Origin of the sequence: Roseateles sp. (genome assembly GCF_039595295.1) — a bacterium.
Taxonomy (GTDB): domain Bacteria; phylum Pseudomonadota; class Gammaproteobacteria; order Burkholderiales; family Burkholderiaceae_C; genus Roseateles.
The window spans coordinates 202,937-221,914 of sequence record NZ_JBCNLU010000004.1 but is presented as its reverse complement, the minus strand read 5'-3'; the positions used below and the strand labels follow the sequence as shown (position 1 = coordinate 221,914).

14 protein-coding genes are annotated in these 18,978 nt (G+C 70.0%); 4 read left to right on the top strand and 10 right to left on the bottom strand.

The features are described 5' to 3' along the window. Nucleotides 1–6 precede the first annotated feature (6 nt). Genes ABDW59_RS05305 through ABDW59_RS05295 form a run of 3 tightly spaced genes read left to right on the top strand, consistent with a single transcriptional unit; the run spans nt 7 to nt 2,434 of the window. On the top strand, nt 7–543 hold the full coding sequence (locus ABDW59_RS05305; protein ID WP_343628470.1) for a YfiR family protein: 537 nt from the start codon (nt 7–9) through the stop codon (nt 541–543). Between the two features lie 13 nt (nt 544–556). Beyond that, complete coding sequence (locus tag ABDW59_RS05300) at nt 557–1,795, top strand: diguanylate cyclase (protein WP_343628469.1); 1,239 nt, start codon at nt 557–559, stop codon at nt 1,793–1,795. Between the two features lie 21 nt (nt 1,796–1,816). After that, entirely contained in the window at nt 1,817–2,434 is a 618-nt protein-coding gene (locus ABDW59_RS05295; protein ID WP_343628468.1) for an OmpA family protein, read from the top strand. 17 nt (nt 2,435–2,451) lie between these two features. Here the strand turns inward: ABDW59_RS05295 and ABDW59_RS05290 are convergent, their stop codons facing one another. Further along, nucleotides 2,452–3,897 (bottom strand): NAD-dependent succinate-semialdehyde dehydrogenase, encoded by a 1,446-nt coding sequence (locus ABDW59_RS05290; protein ID WP_343628467.1) that lies wholly within the window; start codon nt 3,895–3,897, stop codon nt 2,452–2,454. 262 nt (nt 3,898–4,159) lie between these two features. On the opposite strand from ABDW59_RS05290, the gene ABDW59_RS05285 reads away from it, so the two are divergent. Further along, nucleotides 4,160–6,622 (top strand): DUF3772 domain-containing protein, encoded by a 2,463-nt coding sequence (locus tag ABDW59_RS05285; protein WP_343628466.1) that lies wholly within the window; start codon nt 4,160–4,162, stop codon nt 6,620–6,622. A 289-nt stretch (nt 6,623–6,911) separates the two neighbouring features. Here ABDW59_RS05285 and ABDW59_RS05280 read toward each other — a convergent pair whose 3' ends face one another. The 9 genes from ABDW59_RS05280 to ABDW59_RS05240 form a co-directional block, all read right to left on the bottom strand. Then, the gene (locus tag ABDW59_RS05280) at nt 6,912–7,976 is read right to left on the bottom strand and encodes an ABC transporter ATP-binding protein (RefSeq protein WP_343628465.1); all 1,065 of its coding nucleotides are present in this window, start codon (nt 7,974–7,976) and stop codon (nt 6,912–6,914) included. Further along, complete coding sequence (locus tag ABDW59_RS05275; RefSeq protein WP_343628486.1) at nt 7,969–9,570, bottom strand: iron ABC transporter permease; 1,602 nt, start codon at nt 9,568–9,570, stop codon at nt 7,969–7,971. The genes ABDW59_RS05280 and ABDW59_RS05275 overlap by 8 nt, the downstream gene beginning before the upstream one ends. A gap of 172 nt (nt 9,571–9,742) precedes the next feature. Further along, nucleotides 9,743–10,795 carry an ABC transporter substrate-binding protein gene (locus ABDW59_RS05270; protein WP_343628485.1) on the bottom strand — a complete coding sequence of 351 codons (1,053 nt, stop codon included), beginning with the start codon at nt 10,793–10,795 and terminating at the stop codon, nt 9,743–9,745. Nucleotides 10,796–10,880: 85 nt separating this feature from the next. Then, a complete protein-coding gene (locus tag ABDW59_RS05265; protein WP_343628464.1) occupies nt 10,881–11,966 on the bottom strand; it encodes a porin in 1,086 nt (361 codons plus the stop codon). 233 nt (nt 11,967–12,199) lie between these two features. Then, entirely contained in the window at nt 12,200–13,300 is a 1,101-nt protein-coding gene (locus tag ABDW59_RS05260; protein WP_343628463.1) for a tripartite tricarboxylate transporter substrate-binding protein, read from the bottom strand. Nucleotides 13,301–13,635: 335 nt separating this feature from the next. Further along, the gene (locus tag ABDW59_RS05255; protein ID WP_343628462.1) at nt 13,636–15,174 is read right to left on the bottom strand and encodes a sensor histidine kinase N-terminal domain-containing protein; all 1,539 of its coding nucleotides are present in this window, start codon (nt 15,172–15,174) and stop codon (nt 13,636–13,638) included. A 27-nt stretch (nt 15,175–15,201) separates the two neighbouring features. Beyond that, nucleotides 15,202–15,867, bottom strand: a complete 666-nt coding sequence (locus ABDW59_RS05250) for a response regulator (RefSeq protein ID WP_343628461.1) — start codon at nt 15,865–15,867, stop codon at nt 15,202–15,204. Nucleotides 15,868–16,128: 261 nt separating this feature from the next. After that, nucleotides 16,129–18,255 (bottom strand): ATP-binding protein, encoded by a 2,127-nt coding sequence (locus tag ABDW59_RS05245; protein ID WP_343628459.1) that lies wholly within the window; start codon nt 18,253–18,255, stop codon nt 16,129–16,131. A gap of 4 nt (nt 18,256–18,259) precedes the next feature. Continuing rightward, a complete protein-coding gene (locus ABDW59_RS05240) occupies nt 18,260–18,949 on the bottom strand; it encodes a response regulator transcription factor (RefSeq protein ID WP_343628457.1) in 690 nt (229 codons plus the stop codon). Nucleotides 18,950–18,978: the final 29 nt, after the last annotated feature.

Below are 18,978 nucleotides of genomic sequence, written 5' to 3'. Positions count from 1 at the left end.
CTTGTCTTGCCCTTGCTGGCAAGCCTGCTGCTCGCGACTGCCCGGCCCACGCACGCGCAAGACGCCCCGCCCCGGTTGCGCAGCGTCGCCGACTCCGCGCTCGGCACCGCCGCCGTCGTGGCGAGCATCCTCCAATACACCCGCTGGCCGACCGAGCCCCAGCCGCTGCAAGCCTGTCTGAGCCGCGGCAGCGCCGAGGCCGCCTCGCTGCGCGCGCAGCTGGCCGGCACCCACGGCCAGCGCCAGATCGTCGTGCAGGACATCGAGGTCGACGACCCCCCGCCCGCGCACTGCGACCTGATCTTCTTCGACGGCTGGACCTTCACCGCCCAGCGCCAGACCTTGCGCGCGCTGAGCCAGCGCCCCGTGCTCAGCCTGGGCCTGGGGCCCGAGTTCTGCTCCGACGGCGGCATGTTCTGCCTTCAGCCGCAGGCCTCCGGCACGCGCTTCGAGGTGAACCTGGACGCGGTCGCCCGCAGCGGCCTGCGCGTGCATCCGCAGGTGCTGCGTCTGGCGCGCCCCCGCCAGGGAGAGCGCACATGAGGGCGATCAGGCCATGAGCGCCGTCACCGCGCCCGCCTCCACCCACAGTCTGCGCGGCCTGCTGCGACGTGGGCAACTGCGCGTCGCACTGGCGGCGCTGCTGGTCGTCGGCTTGGTGCTGACGTTGGGCGCGGCGGTGATGCTGCGGCTGTCCCAACAGCACAGCCTGGAACTGCTGGGCCGTTCGATCGCGTATTCGGTCGAGGCGGCCGTGGTCTTCCGCGACGCCGACAACGCGCGCGTGGTGCTCGCCGATCTGGTCGAGGGCGAGCGCATCGTCAGCGCCCGCATCGAGCTCAAGGACGGCCACATCCTCGCCAGCCATTCACGCGCCGAAACCGGGCGGCTCGGGCAGCACCTGCTCGACCTCTGGGCCGTGCACGCCGAGGCGCCGGTGACCGCGCAAGGCGAGCCCATCGCCCGCGTGCGCCTCCAGGGCGACGCGAGCATGCTGCTGGCCACCATGGGCTGGCTGCTGGTGAGCGTGCTGCTGGGCATGCTGGTCACCGGCTGGGCAGTGGTTCGCGTGTCCAGGCAACAGCTGACCCTGGTGGAGGCGCCGCTGCGCGCGCTGCTGGAGCACACGCGCGACATCCGGCGGAGCCGCGCCTTCGACCGCCGCGTGCCCGGCGCCGCCGTGCGCGAGATTGACGAGCTCGCCGGCGACTTCAACGCCTTGCTCGCCCAGGTGCAGGCACAGGAAGCCGACCTGCGGGATCGGCATGCGCAGCTGGAGATCGCCCATGAGGACCTGGCGCGACGCAGCCGCCACGACGCCCTGACCGGCGCCGCCAACCGCGCCTACTTCGAGCAGCGCGTCACCGAGGCCATCAGCCGTGCGAGCCGCGAGCGGGAGCAGCTCGCGCTGCTGTTCATCGACGCGGACCGCTTCAAGCAGATCAACGACGAGTTGGGCCACGACGCGGGCGATCAAGTGCTGAGCGCCATCGCGCATCGCCTGCGGGCGGGGCTGCGGGAACACGATCTGGTGGGCCGCCTGGGCGGCGATGAGTTCGTGGTCCTGGTGCAACCGCTGCACGACGCCGCGGCGCTGCCGGCGCTGATCGCGCACCTGGAAGACACGGTGTGCCATCCGCTGGACCTGGGTCCGGCGGGCTGGGTGAAGCCCGGCATCAGCGTGGGCACGGCGGTCTTCCCCCGCGATGGCGACAGCGTGACCGCGCTGCTGCGCCGCGCCGATGAATCGATGTACCGGCGCAAACGGGCCCGCAGAGGTCCGGACGCGCCATGACGCCCAAGGAGGTCGCAGTTCATGAAGTTCCCCCGCACAACCTCCCGCTCTTCGCTCAGGTCCTCAGCGCTCATCGGGCGCGAGGTCCTGTCGCTCTCGGAATCGAACGGCCCTGACACGCCCCGGCGGCGTCTGCTGAGCGGCCTGCTCGCGGGCGCCATCGGGGGTCTGGGCGTGATGGCGCTCACGGGATGCCAAACCCCGGCCACGTCCGCCGGCGCGGCAAGACCTGGCACCCTCAACGAGACGCAGCGTCAGGCCTTGCAGCGGCTGGGTTTCCAGCAGGTCGACCAGGGATGGGAGCTCAACCTGTCGATGAGTCTGCTGTTCGACTTCGACTCGGTGCTGCTCCACGGCGCCCAGCGCGCCCAGTTGCAGAAGCTCGGCCAGAGCCTGATCGAGATCGGCATCACTGGCCTGCGTGTCGAGGGCCACACCGACAGCATCGGCAAGGCGGACTACAACCAGCGCCTGTCGCTGCGCCGCGCGGAGGCGGTGGCCCAGGCGCTGCAGGCCTCGGGTTTGCCGTTCACGGACCTGCAGGTGCGAGGCCTGGGGATGGAGCGGCCGATCGCGGACAACGGCTCGGAGGCCGGGCGCGCGCAGAACCGGCGGGTGGCGTTGATCGTGGCGGGGTGAGGCGGATGTGAAGAGGCTCACACCCCCAGAATCGACACCGCCTTCGTATTCAGATACGCCTCCAGCGCCTCCGGGCCGCCCTCGGTGCCGTAGCCCGAGTCCTTGATGCCGCCGAAGGGCATCTCGGGCGACGGCGTGGCCGGCTGGTTGATCCACAGCATCCCGACTTCGACCCGGCGCGACAGCAGATGCGCGTTCTTGATCGAGCGCGTGAAGGCGTAACCCGCCAGACCGAAGGGCAACCGGTTGGCTTCCGTGATCGCGTCCTCGAGCGCATCGAAGCCGCGCACCGCGGCCACCGGACCGAAGGGCTCGTCGTTGAACACCGAAGCGTCCAGCGGCACGTCCGCCAGCACCGTCGGCGCGAAGAAGTTGCCCGCCGATCCGACGCGCTCACCGCCCGTGGCGATCTTGGCGCCGCGCTCGCGCGCCTCGGCCACGACCTTGGACATCGCCGTCACACGTCGCTCATTGGCGAGCGGGCCCAGCGTCGTGCCGTCGGCCAGACCGTCGCCCAGCTTCAGGCTCTGCGCGTGCTTGACCAGCAGCTCGGTGAACTCGTCCTTCAGGCTGTTGTGCACCAGGAAGCGCGTCGGCGAGATGCACACCTGACCCGCGTTGCGGAACTTGGCCGCACCGGCGGCCTTCACCGCCAGCGCCACGTCCGCGTCCTCGGCGACGATCACCGGCGCGTGGCCGCCCAGCTCCATCGTCACGCGCTTCATGTGCTGACCGGCCAGCGCCGCCAGCTGCTTGCCCACCGGCGTCGAGCCGGTGAAGGTCACCTTGCGGATGATCGGATGCGGGATCAGGTAGCTCGAAATTTCGGCCGGGTCGCCGAAGACCAGGCCCACCGTCCCCGCCGGCACGCCCGCATCGACGAAGGTCTGCAACAGCGCGGCGGGCGAGGCCGGGGTCTCCTCCGGCGCCTTCACGAGGAAGGAGCAGCCCGTGGCCAGCGCGGCGCCCAGCTTGCGCACGATCTGGTTGACCGGGAAGTTCCAGGGCGTGAAGGCCGCGACCGGGCCGACCGGCTCCTTCAGCACCAGCTGCTGCGCCGCCAGGTTGCGCGAGGGCACGATGCGGCCGTAGACGCGCAGACCTTCATCGGCGAACCATTCGATGATGCCGGCGCCGGCCAGCACCTCGACCTTGGCTTCCGCCAGCGGCTTACCCTGCTCCTGCGTCAGCAGTCGGGCGATGTCGCCGGCCCGTTCGCGCAGCAGCGCGGCCGCACGACGCATCGTCGCGGCACGCTCATGGGCGGGTACATCGCGCCAGGCCTCGAAGCCCTTCTGCGCCGCGGCCAGCGCACGGTCCAGGTCGGCCTTGGCGGCGTGGGCGACCTTGCCGATGGCTTGGCCGGTCGCGGGATTGCGGACATCGATGGTCTTGCCGCCGGTGGCGTCGACCCATTCATTGGCGATCAGCAGGCGGGTGTCGGGATAGGAAGAGGTCGTCATGGGCGGCATCCTGTTGGCGTTGAGACCCGGAGCGCCGGGCTCCGGATACGGGACAGATGGGCGACGACTCTACCCCCGCTCGCGTGACGACTTCGCCCCATGCGCGACAGTCCCCGTCCCGCATCCGGCCATTGACCGCAGGTCGCCCGCCAGGACCGGGAACGCCGATTGCCGCCCTCGCGGACCCTGACTGGTCACCGCCCGGATGCGCGCCTGCCCGCCCCACTCTCTCCTGCTCTCGACCCGCGCCCTGGTGTGGCGGGTGTTTCTCTGTCTTGCCGTCGCGCTTGCCGTCGGATTCGGCCTCACCGCGCCAGCATTCGCACAGGGCGAGGACGCGGCGCCGGTCGATCCGGCCGAGAAGCTGGAGGCCGCGAGCAAGGACATGGACCAGGTCCGGAAGGCGCTCGGCGACAAGGCGCTCAACGATGAGGGCCTGCAGGCGGCGCGAAGGAAGGCGCAGGACGTGCAGGCGCGTGCCGTGGAGGTGACCGAGGTCTTCCAGCCGGAGCTGGCCGACGCCAACACGCGCCTCGCGCAGTTGGGCGAGCCCCCCGCCGGCGGGAAGGAGCCGCCCGACATCGCCGCCCAGCGCTCGCAATTGCAGAAGCAGGTGTCGACGCTGGACGGTCAGGTCAAGCGGGCGAAGCTGCTGAAGGTCGATGCCGAGCAGGCGATCGCCACGGTCAACGAGGCTCGCCGGCAGCAGCTCGGCGCGCGGCTGACCGAGCGCGCGCCGTCGGTGCTGCAGGCCAGCTTCTGGCAACAGCTCGGCAGGGACCTGGACCGCGACACCGGATCGCTGCGCGCCTTCAACGGCGAGCTGAACGCGCTCGCCCGATCCGTCGCCCCGAGCGCCTGGGCCCTGCTGGCCGGCGCCGTCGTGCTGTGGCTGATCGTCTGCGTGCTGCTGCGCCGCGGCTTGACGCACCTGAGCGCCACCCGCATCCCGCCGGGCCGGCTGCGCCGCTCGCTCCACGCGCTCGGCGAAGTGGCCCTGCGCACGCTGCGGCCCGGGCTCATTGCGCACGGGCTGGTGCTGACGCTGTTCTCCGCCGCGACGCCCAGCACACGCCTGGCGTCCTGGCTGGACACGGCCGAGGCCATTGCCTGGTTCGCCGGCTTCGTCGCGGGCCTGGGGGCGGCGCTGCTGCTTCCCTCGAAGCCCTCTTGGCGACTGCCTCCCATCCCCGACGCCACCGCGAGCCGCCTGGCCTGGCTGCCGCGCGCGCTGGCCTTGGTCTCCGGCCTGGGCTGGCTGGCCAGCCGCACCGCCGCGATGCTCGATGTCGGCGAGGCCACCAGTTGGCTGGTCGATCTGGTCTCGACGCTGCTGCTGATGTTGATCCTCGCGGGTGGTCTGGGGCTGCTGCGTCGGCCCCGCGAGCCCGAGGCCTCGCGCGCGCAAGAGGCGTCCGAGCAGGAGGCCGCCGCGCCGCATCCGATGTGGCTGTCGGTGCTGCACGGCGCGGGCTGGCTGGCGCTGGTGGCCGCCGGGATCGCGCTGCTGATCGGCTTCATCCCGCTGGCGATGTTCGGCATGAATCAGCTTGCCTGGGCGGTGATCGTGCTCAGCACCACCTACCTGCTGACGGTGCTGGTCGACGACCTCTTCATGACGCTGCTCGCGCCCTCGGGGGCGGCCGCGGCTGCGGCGCAGGGGAAGGACGGCAAGGAGGGGAAGGAGAGCGCGCCGTCCAAGGGCGGCGATGCGGCGACCGCCGACCCCCTGCCCTCGCAGCTCGCCCGCGCCCGGGAGCAGGCCGCCGTGCTGCTCTCCGGCCTGTGCCGCGTGCTGGTCGGCTTCTTCGCGCTGGTGCTGCTGCTTGCGCCTTATGGCGAAGGTCCGCTGGACCTGGTCCGCCGTGCGGGCAGCTTGCAGACCGGGCTGTCGATCGGGGAGTTCAGTCTGGCGCCAGCCCTGCTGCTGAAAGCGGCGATGGTGATCGTGCTGGGCATGCTGGCCGTGCGCGTGCTCAAGAACTGGCTGACCGAACGCGTCATGCCGACGACACGGATGGACGCGGGGATGCGCGGCTCCGCGACCACGCTGTTCGGCTACACCGGCACGGTGGCGGTGATTGCCGCGGCGTTGTCGACCGCGGGCTTTGGCCTGGAACGCATCGCGTGGATCGCGAGCGCGCTGTCGGTCGGTATCGGCTTCGGCTTGCAGGCCGTGGTGCAGAACTTCGTCTCCGGCTTGATCCTGCTGGCTGAGCGCCCGGTCAAGGTCGGGGACTGGGTGTCGTTGTCGGGCGTCGAGGGGGACGTGCGTCGCATCAATGTGCGGGCGACCGAGATTCAGATGGGGGACCGCTCCACGGTCATCGTTCCGAATTCGGAGTTCATCACGAAGATCGTGCGCAACGTCACCTATGGGGAGTCGCTGGGGCTGGTGCAGTTCAAGCTGCCGCTGCCGATCGCGACGGACATCAGCCAGGTGCGGGAGATGGTGCTGGCGATCTTCCGCGCGCATCCGGGGGTGTTGCCGTCGCCCGCGCCCAATGTGCAGTTGGACGGCGTGGATGGGACCAATCTGATTCTGAACGCGACAGGGTTCGTGAACTCGCCGCGCGCGGCGTATGGGGTGAAGAGCGATGTGCTGTTTGAGGTGCTCAAGCAGTTGAGGGAGGTCAACGCCTTGCCGTTGGCGGCGGGGCCGGCGCTGCTGGCGGCGCTGACGGGGCAGGGCCCGATACCGCCTCAGGGATCAGCGCCGCGTTGAAGACCCTCTCCCCTGCCCTCTCCCGCAAGCGGGAGAGGGCGTGCACTTCCGCCCTATTGCGCGAGCGGGAGAGCGCGCGGAGTCACCCCCTCGCCCGCTTGCGGGAGAGGGTGGGGGAGAGGGTCTTCGAGCTCTCTCGCAAACCACACGCGCGACGCCCCCAATCCCTCTGAACTGCCCGATTCATGCGGAGCGCCGCGGAAGACCCTCTCCCCTGCCCTCTCCCGCAAGCGGGAGAGGGAGTTCAGGCGCGCGGAGTTAGCCCCTCGCACGCTTGCGCTCTTGCACGTCAGGCCGAGTAGGCCCAGCACGACTCCGCCGGCAACTCGACCCAGTACTCCTGTCCCGGGTCCCGCGCCACATGCCCGAACGCGCGCAGCCTCAGCTCACCCGCTTCAAACAGATACTCCCACCGGTCGCCCAAGTACATCGCCGTCACCAGCTTCGCGCGCACCCGGTTGTCACCCGGACCCTCGGCCACGACCACCCGCTCCAGCCGCACCACGACCTGCGCCGTGTCGCCGACCTTGAGCGCATCCCGGCTCTGCGCCAGCAGCGGCCCGCCCGGCCCTTGCAGACGCAGCGTCCCCGCCCCGACCTGATCGACCTTCGCATCGAAGCGGTTGTTGCTGCCCATGAACTCCGCCGTGTACAGCGTGCGCGGCGCGCCGTAGAGCTCCTGCGGCGTGCCCTCCTGCTCGATGCGGCCGCCCTTGAGCAGCAGGATGCGATCGCTCATCGCCATCGCCTCGGTCTGGTCATGCGTCACGCACAGCGCCGACAGATTCAGCTTCACGATCAACGCCCGCAACCACGCCCGCGCTTCCTCGCGCAGCTTGGCGTCGAGGTTGGACAGCGGCTCGTCCAGCAGGATCACCGGCGGGTTGTAGACCAGCGCCCGCGCGATCGCCACGCGCTGCTGCTGACCGCCCGAGAGCTGGAACGGATACCGCTCGCCCAGATGCCCAAGCCCGAGGTTCTCCAACGCCTGCTGCACCCGCGCCTTCACCTCCGCCTGCGGCACCTTGCGCAGCACCAGGCCGTAACCCACGTTCTGCGCCACCGTGCGGTGCGGCCACAGCGCATAGGACTGGAACACCAGCCCCAGCGAGCGCTGCTCCGCCGGAAGATCCACGCCCTTGGCCGCGTCGAACAGCGGCTGGCCGTCCAGCAGGATGGTCCCTTGCGACGGATGCTCCAAGCCCGCCACCGCGCGCAGCAGGGTCGTCTTGCCGCTGCCCGAGGCGCCCAGCAGCGAGACCACCTCCCCCGCCTTCAGATTGAAAGAGACGCCCCGCAGCACCGGCGTGCTGCCGTAGCCCAGGTGGATGTCGTTGACGCTCAGCTTAGTCATGGAGCTTCACCCCGAAACGCAGTGCCACGGCCAGACCCAGACCGACCATGACGATGTTGATGACGGACAGCGCGGCGACCAGATCGGTCGCGCCCGATGCCCACATGGAGACCAGCAGCGCGCCGATGACCTCGGTCCCCGGCGACAGCAGGTAGACGCCGGTCGAGTACTCGCGCTCGAAGATCAGGAAGACCAGCAGCCAGCTCGACAGCAGCCCGAAGCGCACCAGCGGCAAGGTCACATGGCGGCTCACCTGCGAGGCCGTGGCGCCCACCGTGCGCGCGGCCTCCTCGAGGTCGGGACCGACCTGCATCAGCGCGCTCTGCACCACGCGCTGACCGTAGGCCAGCCAGATCACCGTGTAGGCGATCCAGATCGCGAACATGCTGTTGCGCCACTCCTTGAGCCCAGGCACGAACAGGAACACCCACAGGAAGGCCAGGCCCGCCAGCAGCCCCGGCACGGCGCGCGGCACCAGCACCAGGTAGTCCATCAGCTTGGTCGCCCAGTCGTTGCGGCGATGGCCGGCGAAGCTGATCGCGGTGTAGCAGGCCACCGCCAGCGCGCCGCCGATCACGCCGATGCCCAGTGTGTTGACGATGGCCCGTACCAGGTTGTCCTGGTCGAAGACGTCGCGGTAATGCTGCAGCGTGAAGGCGTCGATCAGGGAGATGCCTTCGCCCCATTGCGAGACGAAGGACCGCATCACGATGCCCGACACCGGCACCAGCACCGTCAGGAACAGCCACAGCAGCACGACCGCGATCGCGATCCAGCGCCAGCCGCCCAGGCGCAGCGGGACTTGCCGTCCGCCCTTGCCCTTGATCGAGATGTACTTGTTGGCGCTGCGCAGCAATCGACGCTGCAGCAGGACCAGCGGGAAAGTGACCAGCACGATCAGCACCGCCACCACCGCCATCAGGTGATAGGACGGGATGCCCAGCTTGCTGGCCAGCTTGTACATGTAGGTGGTGAGCACGAGGTAGCCGTTGGGATCGCCCAGCACCAGCGGCAGGCCGAAGACCTCGAAGCCCAGGAAGAAGATCAGCACGCCGGCGAAGAGGATGGACGGCATCACCATCGGCAGGCTGACGTCGCGCGCCACCCGCAGCGGCGAGGCGCCGGCGATGCGGGCCGCCTCCTCCACGTCGCTGCCCAGATTGCGCAGCGCCGCCGAGGCGTACAGATAGACGTGCGGCACGTGCGTCAGGCCCGCGATGACGGCGATGCCGCCGATGGAGTAGACGTCCCACCATTCCTGCCCGAAGGCCTGGCGCCACCAGATCGTGTACAGGCCGCTGGGACCCGCCGCGACCACGTAGCCCAGGCCCAGCACCACCGCCGACACGAAGATCGGCGTGAGCAGCAACGGCTCGATCCAGCGCCGGCCCGGCAGGTCGGTGCGCACCATCAGGAAGGCCAGCAGCGCGCCCAGCGGCACGGCGATCAGCACCATGCCGCCGGCGATCAGCAGCGAGTTCTTGAGCGCGAACCAGAAGTCCGGGTCGTCGAAGACGAAGCGGTAGGCGTCGAGCGAGACCTGCGGATTCGGCATGAAGAACGGCGCCGACAGCAGGCTCTGGTAGGCGATCATCGCCAGCGGCAGCAGCACCACCAGCACGGTGACGCCGATCACCAGCCAGCGCGTCAGGCCCGGCACGATCGGCCGTCGCCGGCCGACCGGCGCCGGCAGCGCGGGCGGCGGCAAGGTCTTGGAAAGGGACATCGGGAACTCCTGGTTCAGCTCGGGACTTCAGCTCAGACCATCACTTGCGCGCCACGTGCGAGCGCCAGGTCTTGATGAACTCCAGCCGCTTGGTCTGATCCAGGTAGGTCAGCAGCTGCTGGTCGATGGCGATGGGCTTGAGCGATGCGCCCAGCTCCTTCTCCAGCGCGGCGGCGGTCATCTCGCCCTCGACGTCGGTGCGGATGGAATACAGCTCCGACGCGGTCGACAGCGTGGTCTGACCCTTCCTCGACAGCAGGTAGTCCAGCCACAGCTTGGCGGCATTCGGGCTCTTGGCGTTCTTGGAGATGAACGCGACGCGGCTCATCACCAGCGTGTGATCGCGCATCAGCGCGTAGCCGATGTTGTTGTCCTTGCGCGCCCGGGCGTGGGCATAGGACGTGATCATGTTGTAGCCCAGCAGCTGCTCGCCCGAGGAGATGCGCTCCATCATCGTGCTGCTCGAGGACTGCAGCCGCACGCCCGAGGCGCCCAGCGCCTTGACCATGTCCCAGGTGCCCGGCGCGTTGATCGCCACGTCGCGCGACAGGAAGAGGAAGCCCACGCCCGCCTTTTCGATGTCGTAGGTCGTGGCCTTGCCGTTGTATTTGGGATCGGCCAGCAGCTTGGTGAACTCGGCGTGCGTCTTGGGGACCTGGTCCGCGGGCATCAGGCGCTTGTTGTAGACGATGCCCAGCGGCTCGAAGGTCGTGCCGTAGGCCATCTTCTGATAGACCGCCCAGGCCGGCAGCGCCTTGGACTCGGGCGAGTCGTAGGCCATTGCGTAGCCGTCGGCGACCAGCTTGACCGACTGGTCCATGGCCGAGTTCCAGACCACGTCCGCGCTCGCCGTCCCCGCAGCGGTCTCGCTGATGAAGCGGTTGAACAGCTCGTTGCTGTTCATGTCCATGTACTCGACCTTGACGCCGGGAAACAGGGACTCGAACTCCTTGACCAGCGGCTTGCCGGCGGCGGCGTCGGTCGGCGTGTAGACGGTGACCTTGCCCTCCTTGCGGGCGGCGTCGATGACGGCCTGATAGCCGGCGGGATAGCCGGTCGGGACCTGCGCGGCGGCGGGCAGCGCGACGGCCATGGCGGTGATCGCCGCGGCGGCGAGGCAGGTGCGTCGGGTAATGGATCGCATCGGGAGACTCCTTGTTGATCTCAGAGCGCTGGGCTCAGAAGCGGTGCTGGATGCCGAGGCCGAAGCTCGACTGCGAATCGGCATAGCCGTTGTCGTCGCGCGAGACGCTGACCACGCCGCCGGTCTTGGACTTGGCGGTGGAGGCGACGGCGTAGAGGCTGGTGCGCTTGGACAGCTCGTACTTGGCGCGCAGCGCGAAGAGGCGCGGATCGTTGGTGCCGGTGACGCCGCTGTCGATGTTCTGGAAGTACACGACCGGGGTGATGCTCCATTGCGCGGTGGCGGACCAGGTCGCGCCGATCCAGGTCATGGTGCTCTTGAGGTCGGCGCCGCCGGCGGCCAGCTCCTTCTTGTAGCGGCGCTGCGCGACGAAGAACTTCACCGGCTTCAAGTCGTAGGAAGCGGCCAGATGCAGCGCCTTCTCCTTGTCGTAGCTGCCGGCGGTGAGGGTCGAGCCGTTGCGCTGATCGATGACGACGGCGGCCGCGAACGGACCCGCGGTATAGGCACCGGCGACCGAGATGAAGCGGCCGGCCGAGTCGTTGCCGGCGACCTCGCCCAGCGCGTAGGTCGCGCCCAGCTTCACCGGGCCGAAGGTCCCCTGGTACTTGATCAGGTTGGACATGCCGGTGACCATGCCGTCCTTGCGCGCGTTGGTCGCGATCTGGCCGCCCGAGGTCGCCCAGGAGTAGAACGGCGCGTAGCCCATCGGGTCGAAGGGCAGGATGAAGTCGTAGGTCGTGGTGTACGAGCGGCCGGCGACGACGCGGCCGAAGTCGCCCTCCAGGCCGACGTTGGCCTGGCGGCCCCAGTAGGACGAACCCGCGGCGCCGGTGTCGAAGCCGACTTCGGCCTCCAGGTTGAACACGGCCTTCAGGCCGCCGCCCAGGTCCTCGCTGCCGCGCAGGCCCCAGCGCGAGGTGTTCATGCCGCCCGAGGTCACCGAGAAGCGATGGTCGCCCGCCGGGTTCATGTGGTTGCGGTACTCCATCAGCACGTCGGCGATGCCGTAGACGGTGACGCTGCTCTGGGCGAAGGCGGACGGCGCGGCGCTCAGCATGAGCAGGCCGGCGGCCAACAGGGCCGCCTGGACGCGGCGGGTGGAAGGCTTGTTCTGCATCGTGTCTCCTGGGTTCTTGTGGTTGATGTCGATGAGGGAGGACGGGGGCTAGGAAAACTCAGGCGACAGCGGGCCCCGGGACCTGCCGGAAGGAGCAGGTCCGCTGTCGCGGGAATCGAAGGTGAGGGACGGCCGGTTTGACCGTCAGCCGCTAGGACGGCGGCATCAGCCGGGGCGCGGTGGCCCGTGTTCGGCGGCGATGGGCGCCGGGATCGGCGAGCGGATCGGCGAGTTCATCGGCGTAGCCCGAAGCGGACGGCGATCTCGGCGTAGCGCCGGTTCTGATCGTCGATGTAGCGGCGCAGCGCGGCGGCGGTGAGCGCCAGCGGGAACAGGCCGTGGCGGGCGCGGAGCTCGTCGAAGGCCGGGGTCGCCATCATCTGGTCGAAGGTCGAGGTCCAGGCGGCGTAGGCGGCGTCGGAGACCTTGGGGCCGACGTAGAAGCCGCGGATCGCGGGCCAGACGATGTCGACGCCCTGCTCCCGCGCGGTCGGGACGCCGGCCAGGGGACCGGGGAGGCGCTGCTCGGAGAACACGGCCAGCACGCGGAACGGGCCGTTCAGCGGCTGCTTGTCGATGATCTCGGAGACGTCGCCCGAATAGACCTGCACATGGCCACCCTTGAGCGCGGCGATGGCCTCGCCGCCGCCCTCGAAGGCGACGAAGCGCATGGCCTTGTAGTCGACGCCCGCGGCGGTCGCGACCAGCGCGGCTTTGACCCAGTCCTGGCTGCCGATGGTGCCGCCGGCAGCGAAGCTGATCCGGCCCGGGTCGGCCTTGAGCGCGGTGAGCAGTTCGGGCAGCGTCTTCCACGGCGAGGAGCGGCTGACCAGCACGACGCCGTAGTCCATACCCACGGCCGCGACCCAGCGCACGTCGTCGACGGTGTGCTTGCCGAAGCGGCCGTTGGCGAGGTTGAGCAGCGAGCCGCTGGAGAAGGCCACCAGGGTCTGCGACTCGGCGGGACGGCGGGTGACGATGGCGTCGTAGGCGATGGCGCCGACGCCGCCGGGCATGTAGCTGATGGGCATGGGCTGGCGCGTCACACCGGCCTGGAGCAGCGCGGCGCGGGCCAGCTTGCAGGACTGGTCGAAGCCGCCGCCGGGCTTGGCCGGGGCGATGCATTCGGCGGTCGCGATGGCGGACGCGTTTGGCGTGCCGGTCGCTGCCGATGATGTCGTGGGGTGCGCTGTGCCAAGCGTCGCCGATGACGTCGTGGCCGGAGCCGCGGCGTGTGTGGCGGCTGGCGACGTGGCGCTGGGCGGTCGCGCTGATCCCGCCAGTACCGTCGCCCCGCAGAGCTGCATCAACAGCCCGATCAGGATGGTTCGCATGTTTGTCTCCTCGCGGTGATCTGTATCGCCGTGCGGTCGTCCTCGGAGTTGATCCGGGGGCGCCGATCGGTCGCTCGTCACCTGCTTGATCCGGACTCTAAGAAGCCTGTGCTTTCAGTCGCCTTTCAGGCGCTCTCGCTGGCACGTGGCCTCGGGTTAACCCCGTTCGCGCTTGCGGAAGCGCGCTCGGGGTTACCCCCTCTCCCGCAAGCGGGAGAGGGAGTTCAAGCGCGCGGATTGCCCCTCGCCCGCTTGCGGGAGAGGGGTTGGGGTGAGGGCCGGGGCAGACAGCGAGCACCGTTCGAAGGGATTGGGGCTCTGGTGTGCCACCGCCCTCACCCCAACCCCTCTCCCACTTCATGGGAGAGGGGCTCCAGAGCGCCGTCTAGAGGGATTCGCAAGGTCACCGCCGTCCCGCGCTCTCGCCCATCGTGATGGATCTGCGCCGCCGTCACCGCCATCCCCCCGCCATGCCGCTGCGCGATCGCGCGCACGATGGCCAGCCCCAAGCCCGAGCCCGGCAGATCCACGTTGCGCCCGCGGAAGAACCGCTCCCCCACCCGCGCCCGCTCATCCGCCGGAATCCCCGGCCCATCGTCGACCACCCGCAGCATCGCGTGCTGCCCGTCCTCGTCGACCTGCACCGTCACTTGCCCGCCCGACGGCGTGTAGCGCAGCGCGTTATGCAGCAGGTTGAGCAGCGCCTCCCGCAACTGCCCCCCGTTCCCCGACACGATCACCTCGCGCTCCGCCCGCTCCAGCCCCAGGTCCACGCCCTGCTCCCTGGCCAGCGGCCACGACTCCCGCGCGCACCGGTCCGCCAGCGCATTCAGATCCAGCGGCGCGGTCGAGAACTCCGCCGTGTCGGCCCGGGCCAGCGCCAGCATCTGGTTGGTCCGGCGCACCGTGTCGTCGATCTGCCGCTTGAGCGCCGCCAGCGCCTCCGCCTGCCGCTGGGGATCTCGCTCGCGCCGCGCATAGCCGACCATGGTGGCCAACGTCGCCAGCGGCGTGCGCAGCTGATGCGAGGCGTCATCCACGAAGCGCCGCCGCCCGTCGATCAGATCGCGCTGCCGCTGCAGATGGTGGTTGATCGCCCGCACCAGCGGCGCCGCATCGGCGGGCACCTGCGTCTCGTCCACCGGCGACAGATCGTCGTCGGCGCGGGCCTCCACCTCGCGCCGCAGCCGGTCCAGCGGCCGCAGCGCCCAGCCGATCACCAGCGCCAGCGTCGCGGTGACGATGGCGACGGTGAGCAGATCCCGCCACACCGCCTGCATCAGCAGCGCCCGCGAGAACGCGTTGCGCGAGTTCGTGCTCTCCGCCACCTGAATGATCATCCGGCGGCCCGGCTTGTCGGCATCCAGTTCGCGCGCCCAGGCGCCCACCCGCACCGGCGCGCCGAAGTACTCGGCATCGATGAATCGCGGCACCCCGGTCTGCAGGCGCTCGGGCGGCAGCGGCAGGCCGGCGTTGCCGATCTCCACCAGGCCGTCCTCGGTGCTGACGCGGAAGTACACCTGCCCGCTGGCGGTGAGCTCGAAGAACTCCAGCATCCGATACGGCAGCTCGACGGACAGACCGCCCGTCTCGGTCGAGACGTTGCTGTCGATGGCCTTGATCGCGCCCAGCAGCGAGCGGTCGTAGGCCGAGTTCGCCGCCTGCAGCGCCGTGCCCCAGGTCAGCGCGAGCTCGATGCCGACGGTCGCCAGCATCACCGGCAGCACCAGGGTCAGCAGCGTGCGGCGGACGCTCTGGCGATGCCAGTGGGCGGGACGCAGCCAGGGCCACACGCGATCGCGCCAGGATCGGCGCGCCACCGCCGCCCGCGGGTCGGCCCGCGCTTCGCCGCCGGTCTCGACGTTCTGGCTCACGTCGCGTCCTTCACGCGGCGCCGTCGCTCATGTCGCCTCCAGCACATAGCCCAGCCCGCGCAGCGTGGTGATGCGGACCTTGCCCGTCTCCAGGCGGCGCCGCAGCCGGTGCACCAGCACCTCGACGGCTTCCGGCCGGACATCCTGCTCGTCGGAGAACAGACGCTCCAGGATTTCCTGCTTGGACAGGGGTTCGCCGCTGTGCTGGATCAGCGTGCGCAGCACCGCGTGCTCGCGCGGCGACAGTGCCAGCGGCTCGCGGTCGAGGGTGAATTGCTTGGCAGCCGCGTCGTAGACCAGCGGTCCGCAGGCGAAGCGCGGCTGGTCGCGGCCGCGCGAGCGCCGGATCAGCGCGACCAGACGGGCTTCGAGTTCCTGCAGCTCGAAGGGCTTGGCGAGGAAGTCGTCGGCGCCTTCATGCAGGGTGCTGACGCGTTCCATCAGCGAGTCGCGCGCGGTCAGCACCAGCACGGGCACGCGCGAGTCGGCGTCGCGCAGGCGGGCCAGCACCTCGTGACCGCCCAGGCCCGGGAGGCCGAGGTCCAGGATCATCGCGTCGTAGCGCGTGGCGCCGAGCTGGCCGAGCACGAGACGGCCGTCGTCGACCCAATCGACGACGAAGTCGTTCTGGGCGAGCGCCTTCACCAGCCAATCGGCCAGCGGTTTTTCGTCTTCGACAAGCAGGATCCGCATGGCGCGCGATGCTAGCGCGCGGCCGTACGGCGTCTCCTAGGTCATTTCCACAATGGCCGAGGACGCTCGCCGACCCTCTCCCCCGCCCTCTCCCGCCGTGCGGGAGAGGGAGTGAACCGCCCCATTTGCCCCGACCCTGCCCGACCCGCCCCTCGCAACCGCATCAATGGCCCGACCCGGTCAACCTGCCCCTCGCCCGCTTGCGGGAGAGGGGTTGGGGAGAGGGCCGTCGCAGGCAGCGAGCCTCACGCCCACCCCGCCTCACGCCACCATCCCCCGCAACGCATTGAACAGCTTCCTCGGCTGCAGCGGTTTGAACAGCACCGTATGCCCGCTCTCGGTGGCCCGCCTGAGCTCCTCCCGACTCGTATCCCCGGTGACGAGGATCGCCGGCACATCGCTCCCGCACAGCTGCCTCACGGCCCGAATCGCCGCGATCCCATCCGGCCCATCCCCCAGATGCAGATCCGAAAGAATCAGATCCGGCGGCACGCCGCGCTGCCGCACCACCGCCTCGGCCTCGGCCGCCGTGGCCGCCACGGTCGCCTCATACCCCCACTCCTCCAGCAGCAGGTGCAGCCCGACCCGGATCGGCTCCTCGTCATCGATGACCAGCACCGACCTGGGCTCGATCACCGGCATCGGCACCGTGTCCGCGGCGACCGCGAAGTCCTGGATCTCCGGCGATCCCCCCACCGGGATGCTCAAGCGGAACATCGTCCCCTTGCCCGGCCGCGAGGCCACCATCAGGCGATACCCCAGCAGCTGCGCCAGCCGCTTGACGATCGCCAGGCCCATGCCCAGGCCCTGTGTGCGACTCCGCTCGCTCTGCCCGATCTGATAGAACTCCGCGAATATCCGCGGCAGGTCGGCCGAGCGTATGCCGATGCCCGTGTCCCAGACCTCCAGATTGATGTGGGTCGCGGTCGACCTCGCCACCACCACGACGCCGCCCTGCTCGCTGTACTTGATCGCGTTCTGGATCAGGTTGCCGAGGATGCGCTCCAGCAGTTGCGGATCGCTGGTCACCGACTTCCCGCCCGGCGAGAAGCGCAAGCCCAGCCCGTTCGCCTCGGCCTGTCCCGCGTAATGCATGTGCAGTCGCCGGAACAGATCCCGCAGCGGGAACTGCTGCAGATTCGGCTCGACCGTGCCGGCGTCCAGCCGGGAGATGTCCAGCATCGCGTTGAAGGACCGCTCCAGCCCCTCGATGGAGCGCATCACGTTGCGGATGAGCGGCTCCTCCTCGGTGCCCTGGAGGCGGCGCTCCAGGCTGGCAGCGAACAGCCCCAGCGCATGCACCGGCTGGCGCAGGTCGTGGCTGGCGATGGCCAGGAAGCGGCTTTTCTCCTGATCGGCGCGGATGGCGCCGTCGCGCTCCTGCTCCAGCGTGCTGACCTGCAGGTCCTGCTCCATCGCGCCGCGCTTGGCGCGCTGCCAGCGGTGATGCTCCAGCAGCGCGAGCCCGCCGATGACGGCCGCCGCGGTGAACCAGATCGGCCCGGCGCCTGGCCGCGCCGCCGGATCCATCAAGCGCGCAATGCCTTCGGACACCGGCAGCAAGGCGATGAACGCCGACCCGCGCCCCATGGGCGCGAGCAGTACCCCCACCACCGCCGCCGTGGCCGCCAGCAGCGGCCCGGTCAGCACGCCGCGCGAGCCGGGGGACTCCGCCAGCCACGGGTGCAGGCACATCAGCAGCAGGCAGCCGGCGCCTTGCAGCATCAGCAGGCGATGGCCCTCGCGATCGCTCAGCGAGGCCCGCGCACCCGGTCGATCCAGGTGCAGCGACAGCGAGCGCGCGGTGAACACGCAACCCAGCGCCAGGGCCAACACGCCGACGATCCAGGCCACCAGCCCCGGCGTCAGATCGGCCCGGACCAGCGCCGACACCAGCGGCACCGCGACCGCGATCAGCAGCCAGGGCCAGTGCGCCCAAGCCTCGTCGAAGCCGGCGTCCTGCAGGCGGCGCGCGATGGCCCGACGCTCGCGGCGTCGGCCTTCCAGAAGGTCTTCCTCGGCATCGTGGCCGGCGCCGACCACGGCGACGAAGCGGCTCCCGATGCGCGAGGCGCCGGTGCGCCGGGGGCGTTTGGGTCCGGAAGGCGGTGCGGCCGCGGGCGCCGCGCCAGGCGCGCGCGGCGCGGAGGCCGGGTCGACGATCTGAGCGCTGAAGCCCTCGCCGGACGAGGTAGCGGATGCGACGGGACCGGAAATGTCGCTGGCAGGAACGGACATGGCCGACGGACCGGCGCCCCGGGCCGCGCCGGACGCGTCAACGCCGCTGGAGGCGGCGCCCGCCTCCAGCATGCGTTCATCGGTCAGGATCTCGGTCGCCGGGAAGCCGCTGGCGGCCCCGGTGTCGGGGTCCGGTCGGTGGACCGCCATCCGCTCAGCGGAACAGGCTGATCATGTGCGAGCGGGACTTCACGTCCAGCGCCAGCAGCAGCGAGGACACGTAGTTCTTCACCGTGCCGAGCGACAGCTGGGTGGAGTTGCTGATCTCCTGATTGCTGCAGCCCGACAGGACCAGCTCCAAGATCTCCAGGTGCCGCGGGCCGAGCTCGGCGACGCGGTCATACATGGCCGAGGACGGGAAGCGCGGGAACAGCGTGCCCGACTGCGCCGGGCGGTGCCGGGGACCGTCGGCCAGCAGCGCGCGCAGGGTGCTGCGCATCTCCGCCATCAGCGCGCCCTTGGGCAGGTAGCCGACGGCGCCCAGCGCCCGGGCCTGCCGCACGACGAATTCGTCCTGCGTGCCGCTGAACACGACCACGCGGGCGTCCGGGTAAGCCTCCATGAACTGCCGCAGCCCTTGCAGGCCCTTGCAGTCGCCCAGGTTCAGATCGAGCAGCACGGCGTCCACCGCGTCCTGCTCCCCATAGGCCTGCAGCCCTTCCTGCAGCGACGACGCCTCGACCCATTGGATGTCGATCTCGTCCAGCGTCTGGTAGAGCGTGCGGATTCCCGCGCGCACCAATTCGTGATCGTCGACCAGCAACACCCGGCGCTTCACCGCCGGCATCGCATAGCCGCCACTTCCCACCGCCTCGAAGGAACGGGCAACGGACACTGCTTCCATAGGGCCTCCCTGATTCGACTGACCGCTTC